At 67.8% G+C, this 13387-nt stretch carries 17 protein-coding genes; 6 read left to right on the top strand and 11 right to left on the bottom strand.

Features of this window, described 5'->3' with window-relative positions; genetic code table 11:
* Window positions 1-7: 7 nt before the first annotated feature.
* The 4 genes from ACTJLF_RS07050 to ACTJLF_RS07035 form a co-directional block, all read right to left on the bottom strand.
* Window positions 8-2110, bottom strand: coding sequence for an alpha/beta hydrolase domain-containing protein (locus tag ACTJLF_RS07050; protein ID WP_440882742.1), 2103 nt, complete (start codon window positions 2108-2110; stop codon window positions 8-10).
* A gap of 74 nt (window positions 2111-2184) precedes the next feature.
* Window positions 2185-3150, bottom strand: a complete 966-nt coding sequence (locus ACTJLF_RS07045) for a Bug family tripartite tricarboxylate transporter substrate binding protein (protein ID WP_440882741.1) — start codon at window positions 3148-3150, stop codon at window positions 2185-2187.
* 48 nt (window positions 3151-3198) lie between these two features.
* The gene (locus ACTJLF_RS07040; RefSeq protein ID WP_019653220.1) at window positions 3199-3564 is read right to left on the bottom strand and encodes an AtuA-related protein; all 366 of its coding nucleotides are present in this window, start codon (window positions 3562-3564) and stop codon (window positions 3199-3201) included.
* Window positions 3561-4952, bottom strand: a complete 1392-nt coding sequence (locus ACTJLF_RS07035; RefSeq protein ID WP_440882740.1) for an acyclic terpene utilization AtuA family protein — start codon at window positions 4950-4952, stop codon at window positions 3561-3563. Before ACTJLF_RS07035 ends, ACTJLF_RS07040 begins: the two co-directional genes overlap by 4 nt.
* A gap of 106 nt (window positions 4953-5058) precedes the next feature.
* On the opposite strand from ACTJLF_RS07035, the gene ACTJLF_RS07030 reads away from it, so the two are divergent.
* Window positions 5059-5976: a LysR family transcriptional regulator gene (locus ACTJLF_RS07030; protein WP_126184384.1), complete on the top strand. Its 918-nt coding sequence runs from the start codon at window positions 5059-5061 to the stop codon at window positions 5974-5976.
* A gap of 81 nt (window positions 5977-6057) precedes the next feature.
* On the opposite strand, the gene ACTJLF_RS07025 is transcribed toward ACTJLF_RS07030, so the two are convergent.
* From ACTJLF_RS07025 to ACTJLF_RS07015, 3 genes are all read right to left on the bottom strand, one after another.
* Window positions 6058-6834, bottom strand: coding sequence for an FABP family protein (locus ACTJLF_RS07025; RefSeq protein WP_126184385.1), 777 nt, complete (start codon window positions 6832-6834; stop codon window positions 6058-6060).
* 82 nt (window positions 6835-6916) lie between these two features.
* Window positions 6917-7909 carry a Bug family tripartite tricarboxylate transporter substrate binding protein gene (locus ACTJLF_RS07020; RefSeq protein WP_019653224.1) on the bottom strand — a complete coding sequence of 331 codons (993 nt, stop codon included), beginning with the start codon at window positions 7907-7909 and terminating at the stop codon, window positions 6917-6919.
* A complete protein-coding gene (locus ACTJLF_RS07015) occupies window positions 7906-8304 on the bottom strand; it encodes a winged helix-turn-helix transcriptional regulator (protein ID WP_440882739.1) in 399 nt (132 codons plus the stop codon). The genes ACTJLF_RS07020 and ACTJLF_RS07015 overlap by 4 nt, the downstream gene beginning before the upstream one ends.
* A 109-nt stretch (window positions 8305-8413) precedes the next feature.
* Between ACTJLF_RS07015 and ACTJLF_RS07010 the strand changes: the two genes are divergently transcribed.
* From ACTJLF_RS07010 to ACTJLF_RS07000, 3 genes are read left to right on the top strand one after another with little or no spacing between them, the layout of a single operon-like run.
* Window positions 8414-8731: a DMT family transporter gene (locus tag ACTJLF_RS07010; protein WP_440882738.1), complete on the top strand. Its 318-nt coding sequence runs from the start codon at window positions 8414-8416 to the stop codon at window positions 8729-8731.
* 20 nt (window positions 8732-8751) lie between these two features.
* Window positions 8752-8955 carry a hypothetical protein gene (locus tag ACTJLF_RS07005; RefSeq protein WP_157773643.1) on the top strand — a complete coding sequence of 68 codons (204 nt, stop codon included), beginning with the start codon at window positions 8752-8754 and terminating at the stop codon, window positions 8953-8955.
* A gap of 22 nt (window positions 8956-8977) precedes the next feature.
* Entirely contained in the window at window positions 8978-9367 is a 390-nt protein-coding gene (locus ACTJLF_RS07000) for a DUF427 domain-containing protein (protein WP_019653227.1), read from the top strand.
* Between the two features lie 115 nt (window positions 9368-9482).
* Here the strand turns inward: ACTJLF_RS07000 and ACTJLF_RS06995 are convergent, their stop codons facing one another.
* Entirely contained in the window at window positions 9483-9863 is a 381-nt protein-coding gene (locus ACTJLF_RS06995) for a hypothetical protein (protein WP_019653228.1), read from the bottom strand.
* A 219-nt stretch (window positions 9864-10082) separates the two neighbouring features.
* The gene (locus ACTJLF_RS06990) at window positions 10083-10556 is read right to left on the bottom strand and encodes a cupredoxin domain-containing protein (RefSeq protein WP_126184387.1); all 474 of its coding nucleotides are present in this window, start codon (window positions 10554-10556) and stop codon (window positions 10083-10085) included.
* Window positions 10557-10736: 180 nt separating this feature from the next.
* On the opposite strand from ACTJLF_RS06990, the gene ACTJLF_RS06985 reads away from it, so the two are divergent.
* A complete protein-coding gene (locus ACTJLF_RS06985) occupies window positions 10737-11591 on the top strand; it encodes a hypothetical protein (protein ID WP_354407971.1) in 855 nt (284 codons plus the stop codon).
* Window positions 11592-11655: 64 nt separating this feature from the next.
* Window positions 11656-12012, top strand: coding sequence for a DUF2845 domain-containing protein (locus tag ACTJLF_RS06980; RefSeq protein WP_126184389.1), 357 nt, complete (start codon window positions 11656-11658; stop codon window positions 12010-12012).
* Window positions 12013-12042: 30 nt separating this feature from the next.
* On the opposite strand, the gene ACTJLF_RS06975 is transcribed toward ACTJLF_RS06980, so the two are convergent.
* On the bottom strand, window positions 12043-12540 hold the full coding sequence (locus ACTJLF_RS06975; protein WP_244164279.1) for a cupin domain-containing protein: 498 nt from the start codon (window positions 12538-12540) through the stop codon (window positions 12043-12045).
* A gap of 29 nt (window positions 12541-12569) precedes the next feature.
* Window positions 12570-13307, bottom strand: coding sequence for an NAD-dependent epimerase/dehydratase family protein (locus ACTJLF_RS06970; RefSeq protein WP_440882737.1), 738 nt, complete (start codon window positions 13305-13307; stop codon window positions 12570-12572).
* Between the last annotated feature and the right edge of the window lie 80 nt (window positions 13308-13387).

The following is a 13387-nucleotide window of genomic DNA, read 5'->3' as shown; positions in this document are numbered from 1 at the left end:
CGCAGTCTCAGGGAAGCACCGGGTTCGCCGCCGCGTTGGCGATGGCCGCATCGGCGTCCACGCGCAGCATGAAGCGCTTCGCCACCAGGTCGTTGGCGGCCGCGGTCACCGCCGCCACGTAGCCAGTCTGGTCGGTGTAGCGCTCCTGCAGCGAGGGCCGCGGATCGGCACCGCGCAGCGCGGCCGTCTTCGCGAAAGGGAAGTACGAGCCGAAGAGGCCTGCCTGGTCGATGCGGCCCGGCACGCTCGTGTAGTTCCAGCCGGTGTTGGTGCCCAGCGGCACGGCCACGTCGAGGCTGCGGATGCCGGCGACGTCGTTGCCGTCGGCGTCCACCTGCGGCACCAGGATCGCGTAGTCGCGGCCCAGGTAGGCCGGCGGTACCTGGGTGGCGATGCCGCTCTCGTCCTGCGGACGGTAGTTCGGGCCCCAGTCGAGCAGCGAGTAGTTGTTGACCAGCCCCGTGTAGTTCACGCCGGGAATGGAAGGGAACTTGACCTGCTGCGGCCGCACCAGCGTGGCATCGGCGATCTTCGGCACCTGGCTGTCGGGCGGCGTGGTGCCCTTGACGACCCAGTCTTCCAGGTTCTGGTACAGCGCGCGCACCACCGGGATCACGCCGGCATTGCCGTTGGTCGCATAGAGCGCGCCGGCGCTCGAGCCCGGCAGCGAAGCCAGGCCCAGCAGATGGTGCGTGCTGGCGTAGTAGTAGACGCGGGCGTTCGCAGGCTGCACGAGGTCGGTCGTGCCCCACGCATCGGTCAGCAGCGGCGAGCCCTGCAGCACGTAGAACTCGGTACCGCTGAAGCCGATGAAGAGCTTGGGGCAGGTGCCGCTGGCCTCGCAGCGCGACAGGATGCCGCCGCGGCGCTGCGCCACGTCGTCCACGTAGTCCTTCGAGAGCCCGCGCGTGCCCGCCTGTCCGAAGGCCGTGTGGTCGGCGCGCACGCCGCCGCCGCCGCCGGGAATGGCGAAGCGCATGTTGATGTTGGTCTGCCGCGCCGCGATCTGCGCGAACACGCCGTCGAACACCTTCTGCCCTGCACGGTCCTCGTTGAAGCCGAGGTGCACGAAGGTCTTCATGAAGTTGCCGCACTGCGAGACGCCGGAGGCGATCGTGTTCCTGATCGCGGCGGCCACCGGATTGGCCGTGCCGGCCGAATCGCTGGCATCGCGATGGAAGAAGGTGATCATGTCGCGCAGCGCCGCGAGGCCCAGGCCCATGACCTTCGGGTCCTTCGCGACGTAGACCAGCTCGTACAGATAGGCCGGGTCCCACTTGTCCTTCAGGCACACGCTCGTCTCGTCGGGCGTACCCGGAAACGGCGTAGCGGCGCTGCACTTCGCGAACTTCCACTCGCTCGCGGGAATGAGCTGCCGCGCATCGCCCTCGTTGATGCGGCGCGTGAGCACATAGCCGGGTTTGGTGTTGTCGAGGCTCGCGGTCGGGTAGGCCTGCATCGCGGCATTGAACGGGCCGCCGGGCAGCGGCAGCGAATCGCTGGTGGCCGCGGTGGGCAGCAGCTCGGCGCGATAGGTGCCGGTGATGCTGCTGCCGTCGGCGTTCTTCGCGACCGGCACCTTCAGCGTGAGCTTGCCGGCTGCGGCCGGCACGTCGCCCTGCCATGCGGCCGTGAGGAACACGTAGCCGCGCGAGGCGAAGTACGGATCGAGGTTCACGATGTTGCCGCGGTTGGGCGCGTCGTAGCGCAGCACGCCGCTGGCCTTGCTCATGTCCTTGGGCTTGAAGAGCACGAAGTCGGAGGTGTACTCGACCTTGCCGTTGGCGTTGAGCGGCGCGAGCTGCAGGTCCTGGATGATCGCGTTGCGCGCGTCCTTCGGATCGACCTCGCCGGTGAAGGTGCCGGTGATCTTCTCGTAGGCACCGACGCTGCCGAAGGTGCCGGCGACGTCTTCCGTGGCGGTGATGGCGAGCTTGTACTTCGGGGCGGCGGCCGCCGTGGGCGGCGGCGCAGACGTCGACGGGGTTCCGGTGGAAGGCGGCGGCAGGATCAGCCCGCCCCCTCCCCCTCCGCCGCTTCCGCCGCAGGCGCTCAGAAGAAAAAGGGCGGCCGAAGCCACCGTGGCAGCCCTGAGGCTCCAGCGTTTCATGGTTTGTCTCCTTCGTTGTGGATCTTTTGTATGTATGCGGCGCCGATCCCCGCTACGGCGTGCAGGCCGTCAGCTCACTCGGCCTCGATGCCGGCAGCCTTCACGATGCGGCCCCATTTCTGCGATTCGCCGGCCTGGAACTTCGCCAGTTCTTCCGGCGAGCTGGTGAACACCTCGGTGCCGGTCGGTTCGTAGAAGGCGGTCTTCGCTGCCTCGCTCTTCGCGGCCTTGACCAGCAGCTCGTTGAGCCGCTTGACCACGGCCGGCGGTGTCTTCGCGGGCGCGTAGGCCGAGAACCAGTAGCCCATCTCGTAGCCCTTCACGCCGGCCTCGGCGATGGTGGGCACGTCGGGCGCGAGCGTCGAGCGCGTGGAACTGGAGAAGCCCAGCGCGCGCAGCTTGCCGGCCTTGACCTGGGGAAGGCCGGTGGCGGTGTCGGTGATCATCATGTTGATCTGCCCGCCCAGCAGGTCGGTCACGGCGAGCGTGTTGCTCTTGTAGGGCACGTGCAAGAGCTTGATGTCGGCCATCTGCTGCAGCAGCTCGCCCGCCATGCGGCTCGATGAACTGCCGCTGCCGAAGCTGTACTTGCCGGGCTCCTTCTTCGCGAGCGCGATGAACTCGGCCACGCTCTTCGCGGGGAAGGTGGGGTTCACCACCATGATCTGCCCGCCCTTGCCGAGTGCTGCGACGGGCGAGAAGTCCTTGACCGGGTCGTAGGGCAGCTTCTTGAACAGGTGCTCGTTGGCCGCGTGCGTGGTGTTGGTCGTGATGAGCACCGTGTAGCCGTCGGCCGGCGCCTTGGCCACGCTCTGCGAGGCGATGAAGCCGCTGGCGCCCGCCTTGTTGTCGATGACCACGGCCTGCTTGGTCTCCGCGGTGATCTGGGTGCCGAGCGCACGCGCGATCTGGTCGGTGGCCGTGCCGGCCGCGAAGGGCACGACGAAGGTGATCGGCTTCTCGGGAAAGGCCTGCGCCTGGGCCAGCAGAGGCACCACGGCCAGCGCGGCGGTCAGCATGGTGAGGGGGAATCGCTTCATTGTCTTGTCTCCGTATGGAATGGCTTGGGAAGGGAAAAAGGTTTGCGGCTACGGCCCGGCCAGCAGCGGCACCAGCTCGCGCGGCACGCGCACCGGCATGTCGAGCAGCAGGAAGGAAAGCGCCTTGCCGTGCGCGTCGAGGTTCAGCGCATCGTTGACGCCGCCGTCGAGCACCGCGTCGAGCACGAAGTTCATCGCATTGAGCTTCGGCAGCAGGAAACGCTGCACCTGCGATGGCGCGCGGTGATGGAACTGCGCCGCCACCCGCTCGGGCGTGAGCTGCTCCACCAGCACGGGATAGAGCTGCGCATGCCAGGCGATGACGCTGATGTTGGAGCGGTCGCCCTTGTCGCCGGTGCGACCGTGGGCGGCGCGGTACAGCGGCACTTCGATGGTGTCTGCCGCGTTCTTCATGCCAGTTCCTCCTGCGAAAGCAGCGCGAAGCGCACCGGGATCGCCTCTCGCGGCAACAGGCACGACAGCGTGTTGAGCCGCGGCGTGAGCGCGGTGCGCACGCCGCCCCCGCCCGCCGGGCCGCAGGTATAGAGCGCCATCACCTCGCGCGCCAGCCGCTCGGCCTGCGCGCGCTCCGTGTGCGAGGCCGCGACGCGCAGGCGCACGTCACGCAGGCCGGCATCGCGGGTGTCCGCCAGCGCGCGGCCGGCGTCGTCTCCGAAGATGCTCAGCGCGCCGATCAGGTCCACGCGCAGCGATAGGCCGTCGAGCCGTTTGCCGAGCACCTCCGCCGCGAGCCGCGCACGGGCTTCGGCGCGCGGGCCGGCATAGGAGATCTCGCCCTCGGCAAGCCAGCCGCCTTCGTGGCACACGTTGACCTTGTAGCGGTCCGGCCGCGCATGGCCGCGCACGCCGGAAAGCGCCACGCGGTCGGCGCAGTCCAGCGCCTGCACCTCGGCGTCGGAGATGTCGGCGACCACGTCGGGCGTCAGGTAGGCGGCCGGGTCGTGCACCTCGTAGAGCAGCTGTTCCTTCACCGTGGCCTCGCTCACGAGGCCGCCGGTGCCGTCGGCCTTGCCGATGGTGCAGCGGCCTTCGGCGTCGATCTCGGCGATGGGAAAGCCGACGGACTCCAGGCCGGGCACGTCCTTGTAGCCCGGGTCGGCGAAGTAGCCGCCGCACACCTGCGCGCCGCATTCGAGCAGGTGGCCCGCCATGGTCGCGCGGGCCAGCCTGTTCCAGTCGTCGGCGCGCCAGCCGAAGTGCGACATGGCCGGGCCTACCGTGAGCGACGGGTCGGCCACGCGGCCGCACACCACGATCTGCGCGCCCGCGTCGAGCGCAGCGGCGATGGGCTCGGCACCGATGTAGGCATTGGCGCTCACCACGCGCGGGCCTTCCATTTGCGCGCCCAGTGCCTCCTGCAGCATCGCGCGGTGCTCGGGCCCCGACAGGTCGTCGCCCTCCACCACCGCGATGCGCGGCGCGCTCGCGCCCAGCTCGCGCGCCATGCGTGCGATGTGCCGGGCAGCGGCGCGCGGGTTGGCAGCGCCGAAGTTGCTCACGATGCGGATGCCGTGCGCCAGGCAGCGCGCGAGCACGGGCCGCAGCATGGGGTCGAGCAGCGGCTCGTAGCCTGCCTCGGGGTTGTCGCGGCGACGCAGCTGGGCCAGCGCGAGCGTGCGTTCGGCCAGCGTCTCGAAGATCAGGAAGGCGCGCCGCCCCTTCGGACCGTGGGCCAGCCGCGCGATCAGCGTGTCGACCACCGGGCCGGCGGCGTCGGTGCGGTCGCCCGAGAAGCCCGCGGCGCAGCCGATCAGCAGCGTTGGCGTGTCAGTGAGATTCATCGCGGTGCACTGTAGGCAGCGCCCGCTCATCCGTAAAATCGAAAATACGGATCGATTGATCTGCTTTTCAAATAAGAAGCCACTACGGCACGGAGACGAGACCTAAATGCGAAAGACGCCCGACCTTTCCACGCGGCAGCTGCGCGCCTTTCTCGCGCTGGCCGAGCACCGCAACTTCACGCGCGCGGCGCAGGGCAGCCATCTCTCGCAGCCCGCATTCAGCGCGCTGATCCGCACGCTCGAAGACGCCGTCGGCACGCGCCTGTTCGACCGCGACACGCGCAGCGTGCAACTCACGCCCGAAGGCCGGCTGTTCGAGAGTTCGGCGCGCCGGCTGCTCGACGACATGGGCAGCGCCATGGACGACCTCGCCGATCACGTGGAGCGCCGCAAGGGCCGTGTGCGCGTGGCCGCGCTGCCGTCGCTCGCGGCCGGCTGGCTGCCTTCGGTGTTCGCCGAGTTCATGCGGGCATGGCCCGGCATCCGCGTCGACCTGGACGACGCGCTGTCGGACGCCTGCATCGCACTCGTGCGCAGCGGCCAGGCCGACTTCGCACTCGCCGCCTCGGGCGCGGGCGGCACGGCCGACAGCGACCTGCGCGCGAGCAGGCTGTGCACCGACCGCTTCCATCTCGTCTGCCGCGCCGACCATCCGCTCGCGCAGGAACCGCGCCTGACGCTGAAGAAGATCGCGCCCTACCCGTTCATCCAGATGACGCGCAACAGCAGCGTGCGCCAGGCGCTCGACGCGGCGCTGCATCCGCAGCGGCTGAACTCGGTGTTCGAGGTGGAGCACCTCGCCACGGTGATGGGGCTCGTCGAGGCCGGGCTGGGCATCAGCGTGGTGCCCGCGCTCACGCTCTTCCATTTCCAGCGCGAGACGCTGGTGACGCGGCCGCTGCCGCTTCCCACTCTCACGCGCACGCTCTATCTGGTGCAGCGGCGCGAGGGCAGCCTGTCGGTGGCGGCGCAGACGCTGCACGACCTGATCGTCGAACGGCTCGGGTCGCTGCGTCTGGACTGAAGGCCGGTCGGCGCCGCTCGTCTAGCTACTGAGTCGACATGCAAGCGGCGCTCGCCGCCTCGGGACGAATCGGGAAACGGTTCAGGCCGGTTCCGCGCCCGCTTCGGCCCCCGTCCCCGCAGCCTTGTCCGTTGCCTTCCCGGTCGCCGCCACCGCCTCCACTGCGGCTTCCACCACCGACTCCACAGCGGCCTCCGCCTGCGCCTTCATCGCGGCGAGCGCAGTCGGGTTCGGCGTGGGTTCGCCGATCTTGTGCATGGTGTTGCGGTCGGTGTGGCTGAAGGGCTCGGCCTTGCCGAAGACCTGGAGCACCGTCTCGATCTCGTAGGACCAGCTGCCGTCGTCGTGCACCGTCACGTCGATGCCGTAGCGCAGCGTCTTGAACGCGTGGTCCAGGAAAGGGTTGTCCACGATGCCGTTGTTCTCGCTGCCGCGCACGGCTTCGAGCCTGAAGCTGCGGTCGTCGGCCTTCGCGCGGCCGGTGGCCATGGCGGTGAGGCCGCGCGGAATGCTGAGCGTCTGGATCAGCGCGCCGGTTGCGGGCTCCCAGAGCCAGTAGCCGACCTGGTCGTGGAAGGTCTCGACGTCGTCGGGCTTGACGATGCGCAGGTGGTAGCGCAGGCCGTAGAAGATCTGCGGGCCGTTGGTCTGCGCGTCGATGGGCTGGAACTCCGCGTTCTCGATGTAGGCCTCCGCCTCCGGGCCGTCTTCCTTCGGGCTCACGTCGTGGCCGGCGGAGCCGGTCCAGACGCCGGCCAGCGCCGCGAGCGGGCCCAGGTTGGCCAGGGTGTTCGGATCGGGTTCCGGCTCGGTGTAGATGTCGCGCGGGAATTGCGTCGCGGGTTGTTGCTGTTCCATGTTCTTCTCTCCTCGATGGGGCTTGCTGTATGGGGCAGGAGTGTCGCTCAACGATTTTCGGCTTTCCTGACTCGCCGGAAGCTCACTGGTCGAGCCGGATGCCGACCTTCGCGATGATCGCGCCCCACTTGCGACCTTCGGCATCGATGAAGGCCCTGAACTCCTCGGGCGAACCGCCGCCTGCCACCAGCCCCTGGTTGGCAAGCAATTCGCGCACCACCGGCTCCTGCAGCACCGCGTTGACGTCGGCGTTGATGCGCTGGACCACCTCGGGCGGGGTGCCGGCCGCAGTGAACAGGCCGTTCCATGCCAGCGACTCGAAGCCGGGATAGCCCGATTCGGCCACCGTGGGCAGGTCCTTCATGAGCTCCGATCGCTTCGCGCTGGTGATGGCGATGAGCTTCACCCGATGGCCCTGGATGAGCGGCAGCAGCGCGGGCGCCACCGCGAACAGCGCCTGCGTGTCGCCGGCCGCCAGCGAAAGCCCGGCAGGCGGCGAGCCCGAGAACGGCACGTGCACCGCCTCGATGTGCGTCGCGCTGCGAAAGAGCTCCATCGTGAGGTGCGACGAACTGCCCGCGCCCACCGAGGCATAGCTGAACCGGTTGCCGCGCGACCTCGCCCATTCGACGAACTCGGGCAGCGTGTTCGCGGGGTTGTCGGCCTGCACCGCGAGCACGTTGGGCTGCGAGGTGGTGAGCACGATCGGTGCGAGGTCACGCGCCGGTGCATAGGGCATGCGGGCGTACATGTAGGGGCCGAAGGCGATCGGGCCGTTGAAGCCGATGCCCAGCGTGTAGCCGTCGTGCGGCGCCTTGGCGACCGTGTCCATGCCGATCAGGCCGCCGGCGCCGGCCTTGGTCTCGATCACCACGGGCTGCTTCCACATCACGCGCAGGCGGTCTGCGAGCGTGCGGGCGATCAGGTCGAGCGAGCTGCCGGCCGGCGCGGGCACGATCACGCGCACCGGCTTGGAGGGCCACGCCTGTTGCGATTGCTGTTGCGCCCAGGCGCCTGCGGCGAGCAAACCGGCTGCAAGAAAGACGGCCAGGGTTGCGAGCGGGTTCTTCTTCACCTTGTGGCCTCCTCTCGCGCGGCATCGATCTGCGCATGGTTGGCCTCTGCCCAGCGGTCGACCGCGATCAGCGTCCTGCTCAGCGACAAGCCCAGCGGACTCAGCCTGTACTCGACATGCGGGGGCACGGTCTGGCGGTCTTCGCGCAGCACCAGGCCATTGAGCTCCAGCTCGCGCAGCGTCTGCGTGAGCATCTTCTGAGATATGCCGCCCACCTTGCGCAGCAGCTCGTTGTTGCGCTGCGGCTTGCCGCGCAGCAGCGGAATCAGCAGCAGCGCCCACTTGTTGGCGATGAGCTCCAGCACGCGGCGCGAGGGGCAGTCAACACTCCACACGTCGGCGCTCGTCGCATCGGCGCACGGCTCTGCCACATCCGGCTTCCTCTTCGTCGGCATCTTTGAATTTCCCATGGTTACCAGAAGGTGCGTACTTGTTGATCGGTGCCCGGACCGGAATTATCCGGTTCCTCTTTTCCGCAACGAACGACAACGAAGGAGTTTTTTCATGGGTTGGCTATTTCTGCTGGCAGCGGGTCTGGTCGAGATCGCGATGGCCGCCGCGCTCAAGCAATCGGAGGACTGGTCGCGGCTCGTGCCGTCGGTGATCGGCGTTCTGACCGCGCTGTTGAGCATCTACCTGCTGGCAAGGGCCCTGCGCTATCTGCCGCTGGGGCCAGCCTACGCGATCTGGACCGGCATCGGCTCCGTGGGCGTGGTGCTGATGGGCGTGTTCTTCTTCGGCGAAGCGCTCTCGGCCGCGCGAATTGCATGCATCGCGATGGTGATCGGCGGCACCGCAGGCCTGCGCATGGTCCATGGCTGATGCGTAAACGAAACAGAATCGTGACCACACGCATCGTGCATCCACGGAAGTCGTTTCGACAGTTCCGCCCGGGTAACGAAATGAATAAGAAAGGCTTCCAGAGCCGTTCTGATGGGCATCGACTGTTTAACCACGTCGACAATGGGCTGATTCGCCGGGGACTTCAAATCGACATGCGCTCGCGGCAATATCCGCATCCCCCGATTCCGTGCCATCCGATCTGACCTGAGGACGAAGGAGCTTTCCATGTTCGCTACAGCAGAGCGCGCCATCAAGATCCCCGGCCCCGACCATCCCATCACCATCACACCGAACCCGCTGCGCGTGGTGGTGTCGGTCGATGGCTGCGTCATCGCCGATACCCGCGAGGCACTGACGGTGCGCGAAGCCCATTTCGGCACCGTGCACTACTTCCCTCGCAAGGATGTGAAGATGTCTCTGCTGGAGCGCACCTCGCATGCGACCTACTGCCCCTACAAGGGCGAATGCAACTACTACAGCATTCCGGCCGGCGGCGAACGCTCGGTGAATGCGGTGTGGACCTACGAGACACCGTACGAGTCGTTCTCGCAGCTCAAGGACTACGTGGCCTTCTATCCCGATCGCGTCGGCCCCATCGAAGAACGCGTCTACTGACAGCGACGGCGGCAGAAGGGCACGAAGCCTCGGCCGAATCGAACAAAAGCCGGGCCCCGCTTTCGCAGGGCCCGGCTTCTTATTTCTTCGGCGCCTTCAGCGCCAGCGTCTTCTATTACAGCGGCAGTGCGTCACCGCGAGCCGCCGCACGGGCAGCGGCACGCACGGCGGAGCGATCGAGGCCGCTGGCCAGGACCGGTGCCACGCGCGAGGTCACGCCTTCGGCATACGGGTTCTCGCTGTGGGCAGCAGCCACTGCTTCGGCACGGACGGCAGCGCGGCTGGTGGTGGAAGCGATCAGCTGCACCGGACCCTGGTTGGCACCGTCCGCATACGGGTTGCCGCTGCGTGCTGCAACGACGGCCTGGCTGGCGACGTCGGCGCGGCTTGCGGCCGAGGTCAGCTGATGCACGCCGTCATAGCTTTCGGCATGGGCGGCGCCGGCAGCAGCCAGCAGGGCGATGGAGATGGCGGAGAGGAGCTTCGAGGCGGTCATTTGGATTTCCTTCAGTTCAGTTCTTTGCATACGGGATGGTTTCGAACCGGTCTTGGGTGGGGCACCGTCCCTTTCGGGGGCGGCCACCTCGCTCGGGGCCTGTTCATCCAGACTGGCTTGCTTGGTTGATGTCGGCTGGTCTGTGGGATGAATTGTGAGCCTGCGGATAGGTAAAAACCCGGAGCAAAAAGAACCGCGGTGTTCATGCGGCGGAAACAATCAGCGGGGGGTGGCCTGCGCCACGTTCACCACGCCCTTCATGCCCGCGTCGTAGTGCCCGGGCTGCAGGCAGCCGAAATCGACCTTTCCTGCCTTGGTGAACTGCCAGACCACTTCACCGGTCATGCCCGGCGCCAGCGTCACCATGTTCGGCTCGGCATGCTCCATCTCGGGGTTCTTCATCATCGCGGCGTAGTGCGACTTCAGCTCCTGCGCGGTGCCGAGCACCAGTTCGTGCTTGAGCCTGCCCGAGTTCCTCACGACGAAGCGAACGGTCTCGCCCTTCTTCACGCTGATGTCCGAAGGCGTGAAGCGCATGCTGTCCGTCATGTCGACCTCCACCGTGCGGGTCGCCTTGGCGGCCACGCCGGGCTTGCCGATGGCATCGTCGTGCGAGCCCGAGGCAGAGGCGCCTGCGGCGTACGTAGAGAGCAGCGCCGCGAACGCGGAGGTAGCGAGGAATGCGTGTTTCATGAATCGATGCTCCGTGAATGAATAAGAAAGAAGTCAAAAGAGGCCAGGCCGATGCATCTCATTCTGGAAAGCCCATCCGGCCATGGCCTTTCGCGCGGATTACAAGGGCGTAATGGCGGCACCGGCCCGTAAGATGGCGCAGCCCTGCCCTCGGGTCTTCATGGAGCGAAGAAGAACAAGATGTCCCATCCCGTCTACCTTTCCAGCTCGAAGCTGCCGCGCATGCCCGAAGGCAGCCGCAACGAATGGCGCGGCTTCTTCGGCCATTGCGCGGAGCTGGAGGCCAATGCCTTCTTTCCGCTGTTCTGGCGCGCGCTCTTCGGCGAAGGCGACATCCGCCGCGCCCGCTTCGTCGAGGCCTACGACGTCGATGACGAAGACAGCGCCGTCGAGCGCGAGGAGTGCCTGGAAGACCTCGGTGCCGAAGCCGCCTACCCCTACCTCGTCACCGACAGGGCCACGGCGCTTTCACGGCTCGCGGCACGGCGTGAAGCCATCGTCGCCGCCATCGGCGAGCGCTACCGGCCGCTCTACGAGGGCTTCGAGGCATGGGCCGCTCAAGGCTTCGACGACCACATCCTGATGCGCACCGAAGGGCTGCCCGATGCCGCAGATGCAGAGCCGTGGCTGCGCTCCGAGCTGGCCTTCATAGAGCGGCTGGACGACGCCAAGGCGCTCGCCGGCCTCATGTCGGACCTCTCGCGCCATGACACCGATCCGGTCTGGCAGCTGGCGGGCATCGGCGCTTCGCCGCACGGTCCGTGGCCCACGCCGGAGCTGCGAGCTCTGTTTCCCAATCCGAGGCAGCGACAGGCGCGCAAGCAAGCGAGCGCCCCGCGAGCCGAAGAACGCAAGAACGCGCCCAAGAGCTGGATCGACCCGGCGCTCGAATGGCTGGCCGTCGCGCTGTCCGCGGGCGCGGCGCTGGGCACCTTTGCGTTCACCCGCTCGATCTGGCCGACCCTGATCGTGTTTCTCTGCGTGGCCGTGGCGCTGGGCTTCGGCGTGGCCAGGCTGCGCGGGCCGAGGTCATGACGAAGGCAAGGGAAACTATCGGGGCCGGCCATGGTCCCAGGCAGCACAAGGAATCCGTCCCACCATGCGCACACTCGCCGCGAGCGCCTTCTTCTGCCTCGTCTCCCTGCTGCATTCCCCGGCCGCATCGGCCCAGTCGCTGAGCTGCGGCGGCACGCTCTCCGGCGTGGGCGACTCCAAGGTCTCGGTGATCCAGAAATGCGGCGAGCCGATGTCCAAGGAATTCGTCTGCGTGCCGCGTCCGCAGGTCGCCTGGGTGCTTTCTCCCTATCCCGGCGGCCCGGCGCAGCAGGTGGTGACGCAGCAGTGCGTGCCGATGGAAGACTGGGTCTACTACCGCGGCCAGGGCAACTTCCTCGGCATCGTGAGGTTCTACAACGGCGCGATCGAGTCGGTGCGCGATGGCGAGAAGATGCGCTAGCGGCCGGGCTGTATCGCTGCAGCATGCCGATCAGGGCGGCAGCACCAGCGGCCCGCAGTTCTCTTCGGTGACGAACACCGACACCAGCCTGGCGTGCTTCACCGGATCGGGGTTCTCCGCGAACAGATGCAGCGTGCCGGGCGGCTCGAAGAAGGTCTCGCCCGTCCTGTAGTCGCCCGGCGGTCCGCCTGCCAGCTGCGAGCGCACCGTGCCTTCGAGGATGATCGCCGTCACCGAGCCCGGGTGCCGGTGTGCCGGCGAATAGGCCATCGGCGGAAAGTCGACGATGGCGGTTGTCACCGATTTGCCCGGCACGTGGGGCAGCGCTTCGCATGAGATCACCTTCACCGAGGTGCGGGGTCGCGCCGCGGCTGCGGAGCCTTCCGGTGCAGGCGCCGACGAGAACATCGGGCGGCTCAACGTGCTGCAGACGTCGTCGATGAGCTGCGCCGTCGATTGCTTGCTCGCATGCGGCAGCAAGGCCCAACCCATCGACGCGAACGCCAGCACGGCAAAGCCGATGCCCATGGCGCGATGCATTGGAAGCGGCACCGCGTTCAAGGCGTTGCTCCCCGTTGCGCATCTGCCTGCCAGCCCAGCATCCGCTTCGCCTTCTCGCTGCTGACTTCGACGCCGTCCTCGGCGATATTGAAGATGCCGCCAGGCGAGCGCTGCAGTGCAAGCAAGGCGGCGCGCGCGGCGTCCTTCACATGCAACGGACTCGATCCCTTGGGCGTCGGCGTCGACGTGTTCGGCCCGTAGAGCTGCCCGTAGCGCAGCACGGTGGCCGTCATGCCCCGCGCGTCCATCACGCTCTGCTCCAGCGCGGCCACGCCATCGACGCTGACGCGGCGCGCGCCTTCGGCCTGCAGGTCGAGCGGCCGGTCTTCGGTGAAGGGCTTCGGCCCCGGCGCATAGGCCCAGGCGATGCTCTGCGCCACCAGCCGCTTCGCGCCCGCCGCCTGCGTCGCGGCCACGAGGTTGCGAGTGCCCTCGGTGCGCACCCGCGCATTGAGCACGGCGGCTTGCGCCATGCGCGCCGGATCGAGGTCCCTGGGCAGGTCGGTGAGCTGGTGGATCACGCCCCAGGGTGCGATGCGCACCAGCGCGTCGTGCAGGGCCGCCGCATCGAACACGTCGACGACGACCGGGTGCACGCCCATCGCCTCCAGCGCGGCGGCACGGTCCGCGCGGCGCGTGGTGCCGTGCACCTCAAAGCCGGCCTCGACCAGCATCGGAACCAGCGCCACGCCCACCGCGCCGGTGGCGCCTGCCAGAAACACCTTCTCGCTCATTGCATTCGTCCTTCCAGGCTGTCATGTTCACGGGAATGAGCTTAGGTCTACGATGCCCCATCCAAAAGAGCCAAGAATCG

The organism is Variovorax sp. 22077 (assembly GCF_052044195.1).
In the GTDB taxonomy this organism is placed as follows: Bacteria; Pseudomonadota; Gammaproteobacteria; order Burkholderiales; family Burkholderiaceae_C; genus Variovorax; species Variovorax atrisoli.
Note: the sequence above shows the minus strand (reverse complement) of the source record. Positions and strands in the feature narration are given on the sequence as shown.

What these genes read in the sequence shown, in the direction of transcription:
- ACTJLF_RS07050 (WP_440882742.1), bottom strand. Translation starts at nt 2,110, where the DNA reads ATGAAACGCTGGAGCCTCAGGGCTGCCACGGTGGCTTCGGCCGCCCTT.
- ACTJLF_RS07045 (WP_440882741.1), bottom strand. Translation starts at nt 3,150, where the DNA reads ATGAAGCGATTCCCCCTCACCATGCTGACCGCCGCGCTGGCCGTGGTG.
- ACTJLF_RS07040 (WP_019653220.1), bottom strand. Translation starts at nt 3,564, where the DNA reads ATGAAGAACGCGGCAGACACCATCGAAGTGCCGCTGTACCGCGCCGCC.
- ACTJLF_RS07035 (WP_440882740.1), bottom strand. Translation starts at nt 4,952, where the DNA reads ATGAATCTCACTGACACGCCAACGCTGCTGATCGGCTGCGCCGCGGGC.
- ACTJLF_RS07030 (WP_126184384.1), top strand. Translation starts at nt 5,059, where the DNA reads ATGCGAAAGACGCCCGACCTTTCCACGCGGCAGCTGCGCGCCTTTCTC.
- ACTJLF_RS07025 (WP_126184385.1), bottom strand. Translation starts at nt 6,834, where the DNA reads ATGGAACAGCAACAACCCGCGACGCAATTCCCGCGCGACATCTACACC.
- ACTJLF_RS07015 (WP_440882739.1), bottom strand. Translation starts at nt 8,304, where the DNA reads ATGCCGACGAAGAGGAAGCCGGATGTGGCAGAGCCGTGCGCCGATGCG.
- ACTJLF_RS07010 (WP_440882738.1), top strand. Translation starts at nt 8,414, where the DNA reads ATGGGTTGGCTATTTCTGCTGGCAGCGGGTCTGGTCGAGATCGCGATG.
- ACTJLF_RS07000 (WP_019653227.1), top strand. Translation starts at nt 8,978, where the DNA reads ATGTTCGCTACAGCAGAGCGCGCCATCAAGATCCCCGGCCCCGACCAT.
- ACTJLF_RS06995 (WP_019653228.1), bottom strand. Translation starts at nt 9,863, where the DNA reads ATGACCGCCTCGAAGCTCCTCTCCGCCATCTCCATCGCCCTGCTGGCT.
- ACTJLF_RS06990 (WP_126184387.1), bottom strand. Translation starts at nt 10,556, where the DNA reads ATGAAACACGCATTCCTCGCTACCTCCGCGTTCGCGGCGCTGCTCTCT.
- ACTJLF_RS06985 (WP_354407971.1), top strand. Translation starts at nt 10,737, where the DNA reads ATGTCCCATCCCGTCTACCTTTCCAGCTCGAAGCTGCCGCGCATGCCC.
- ACTJLF_RS06980 (WP_126184389.1), top strand. Translation starts at nt 11,656, where the DNA reads ATGCGCACACTCGCCGCGAGCGCCTTCTTCTGCCTCGTCTCCCTGCTG.
- ACTJLF_RS06975 (WP_244164279.1), bottom strand. Translation starts at nt 12,540, where the DNA reads ATGGGCATCGGCTTTGCCGTGCTGGCGTTCGCGTCGATGGGTTGGGCC.
- ACTJLF_RS06970 (WP_440882737.1), bottom strand. Translation starts at nt 13,307, where the DNA reads ATGAGCGAGAAGGTGTTTCTGGCAGGCGCCACCGGCGCGGTGGGCGTG.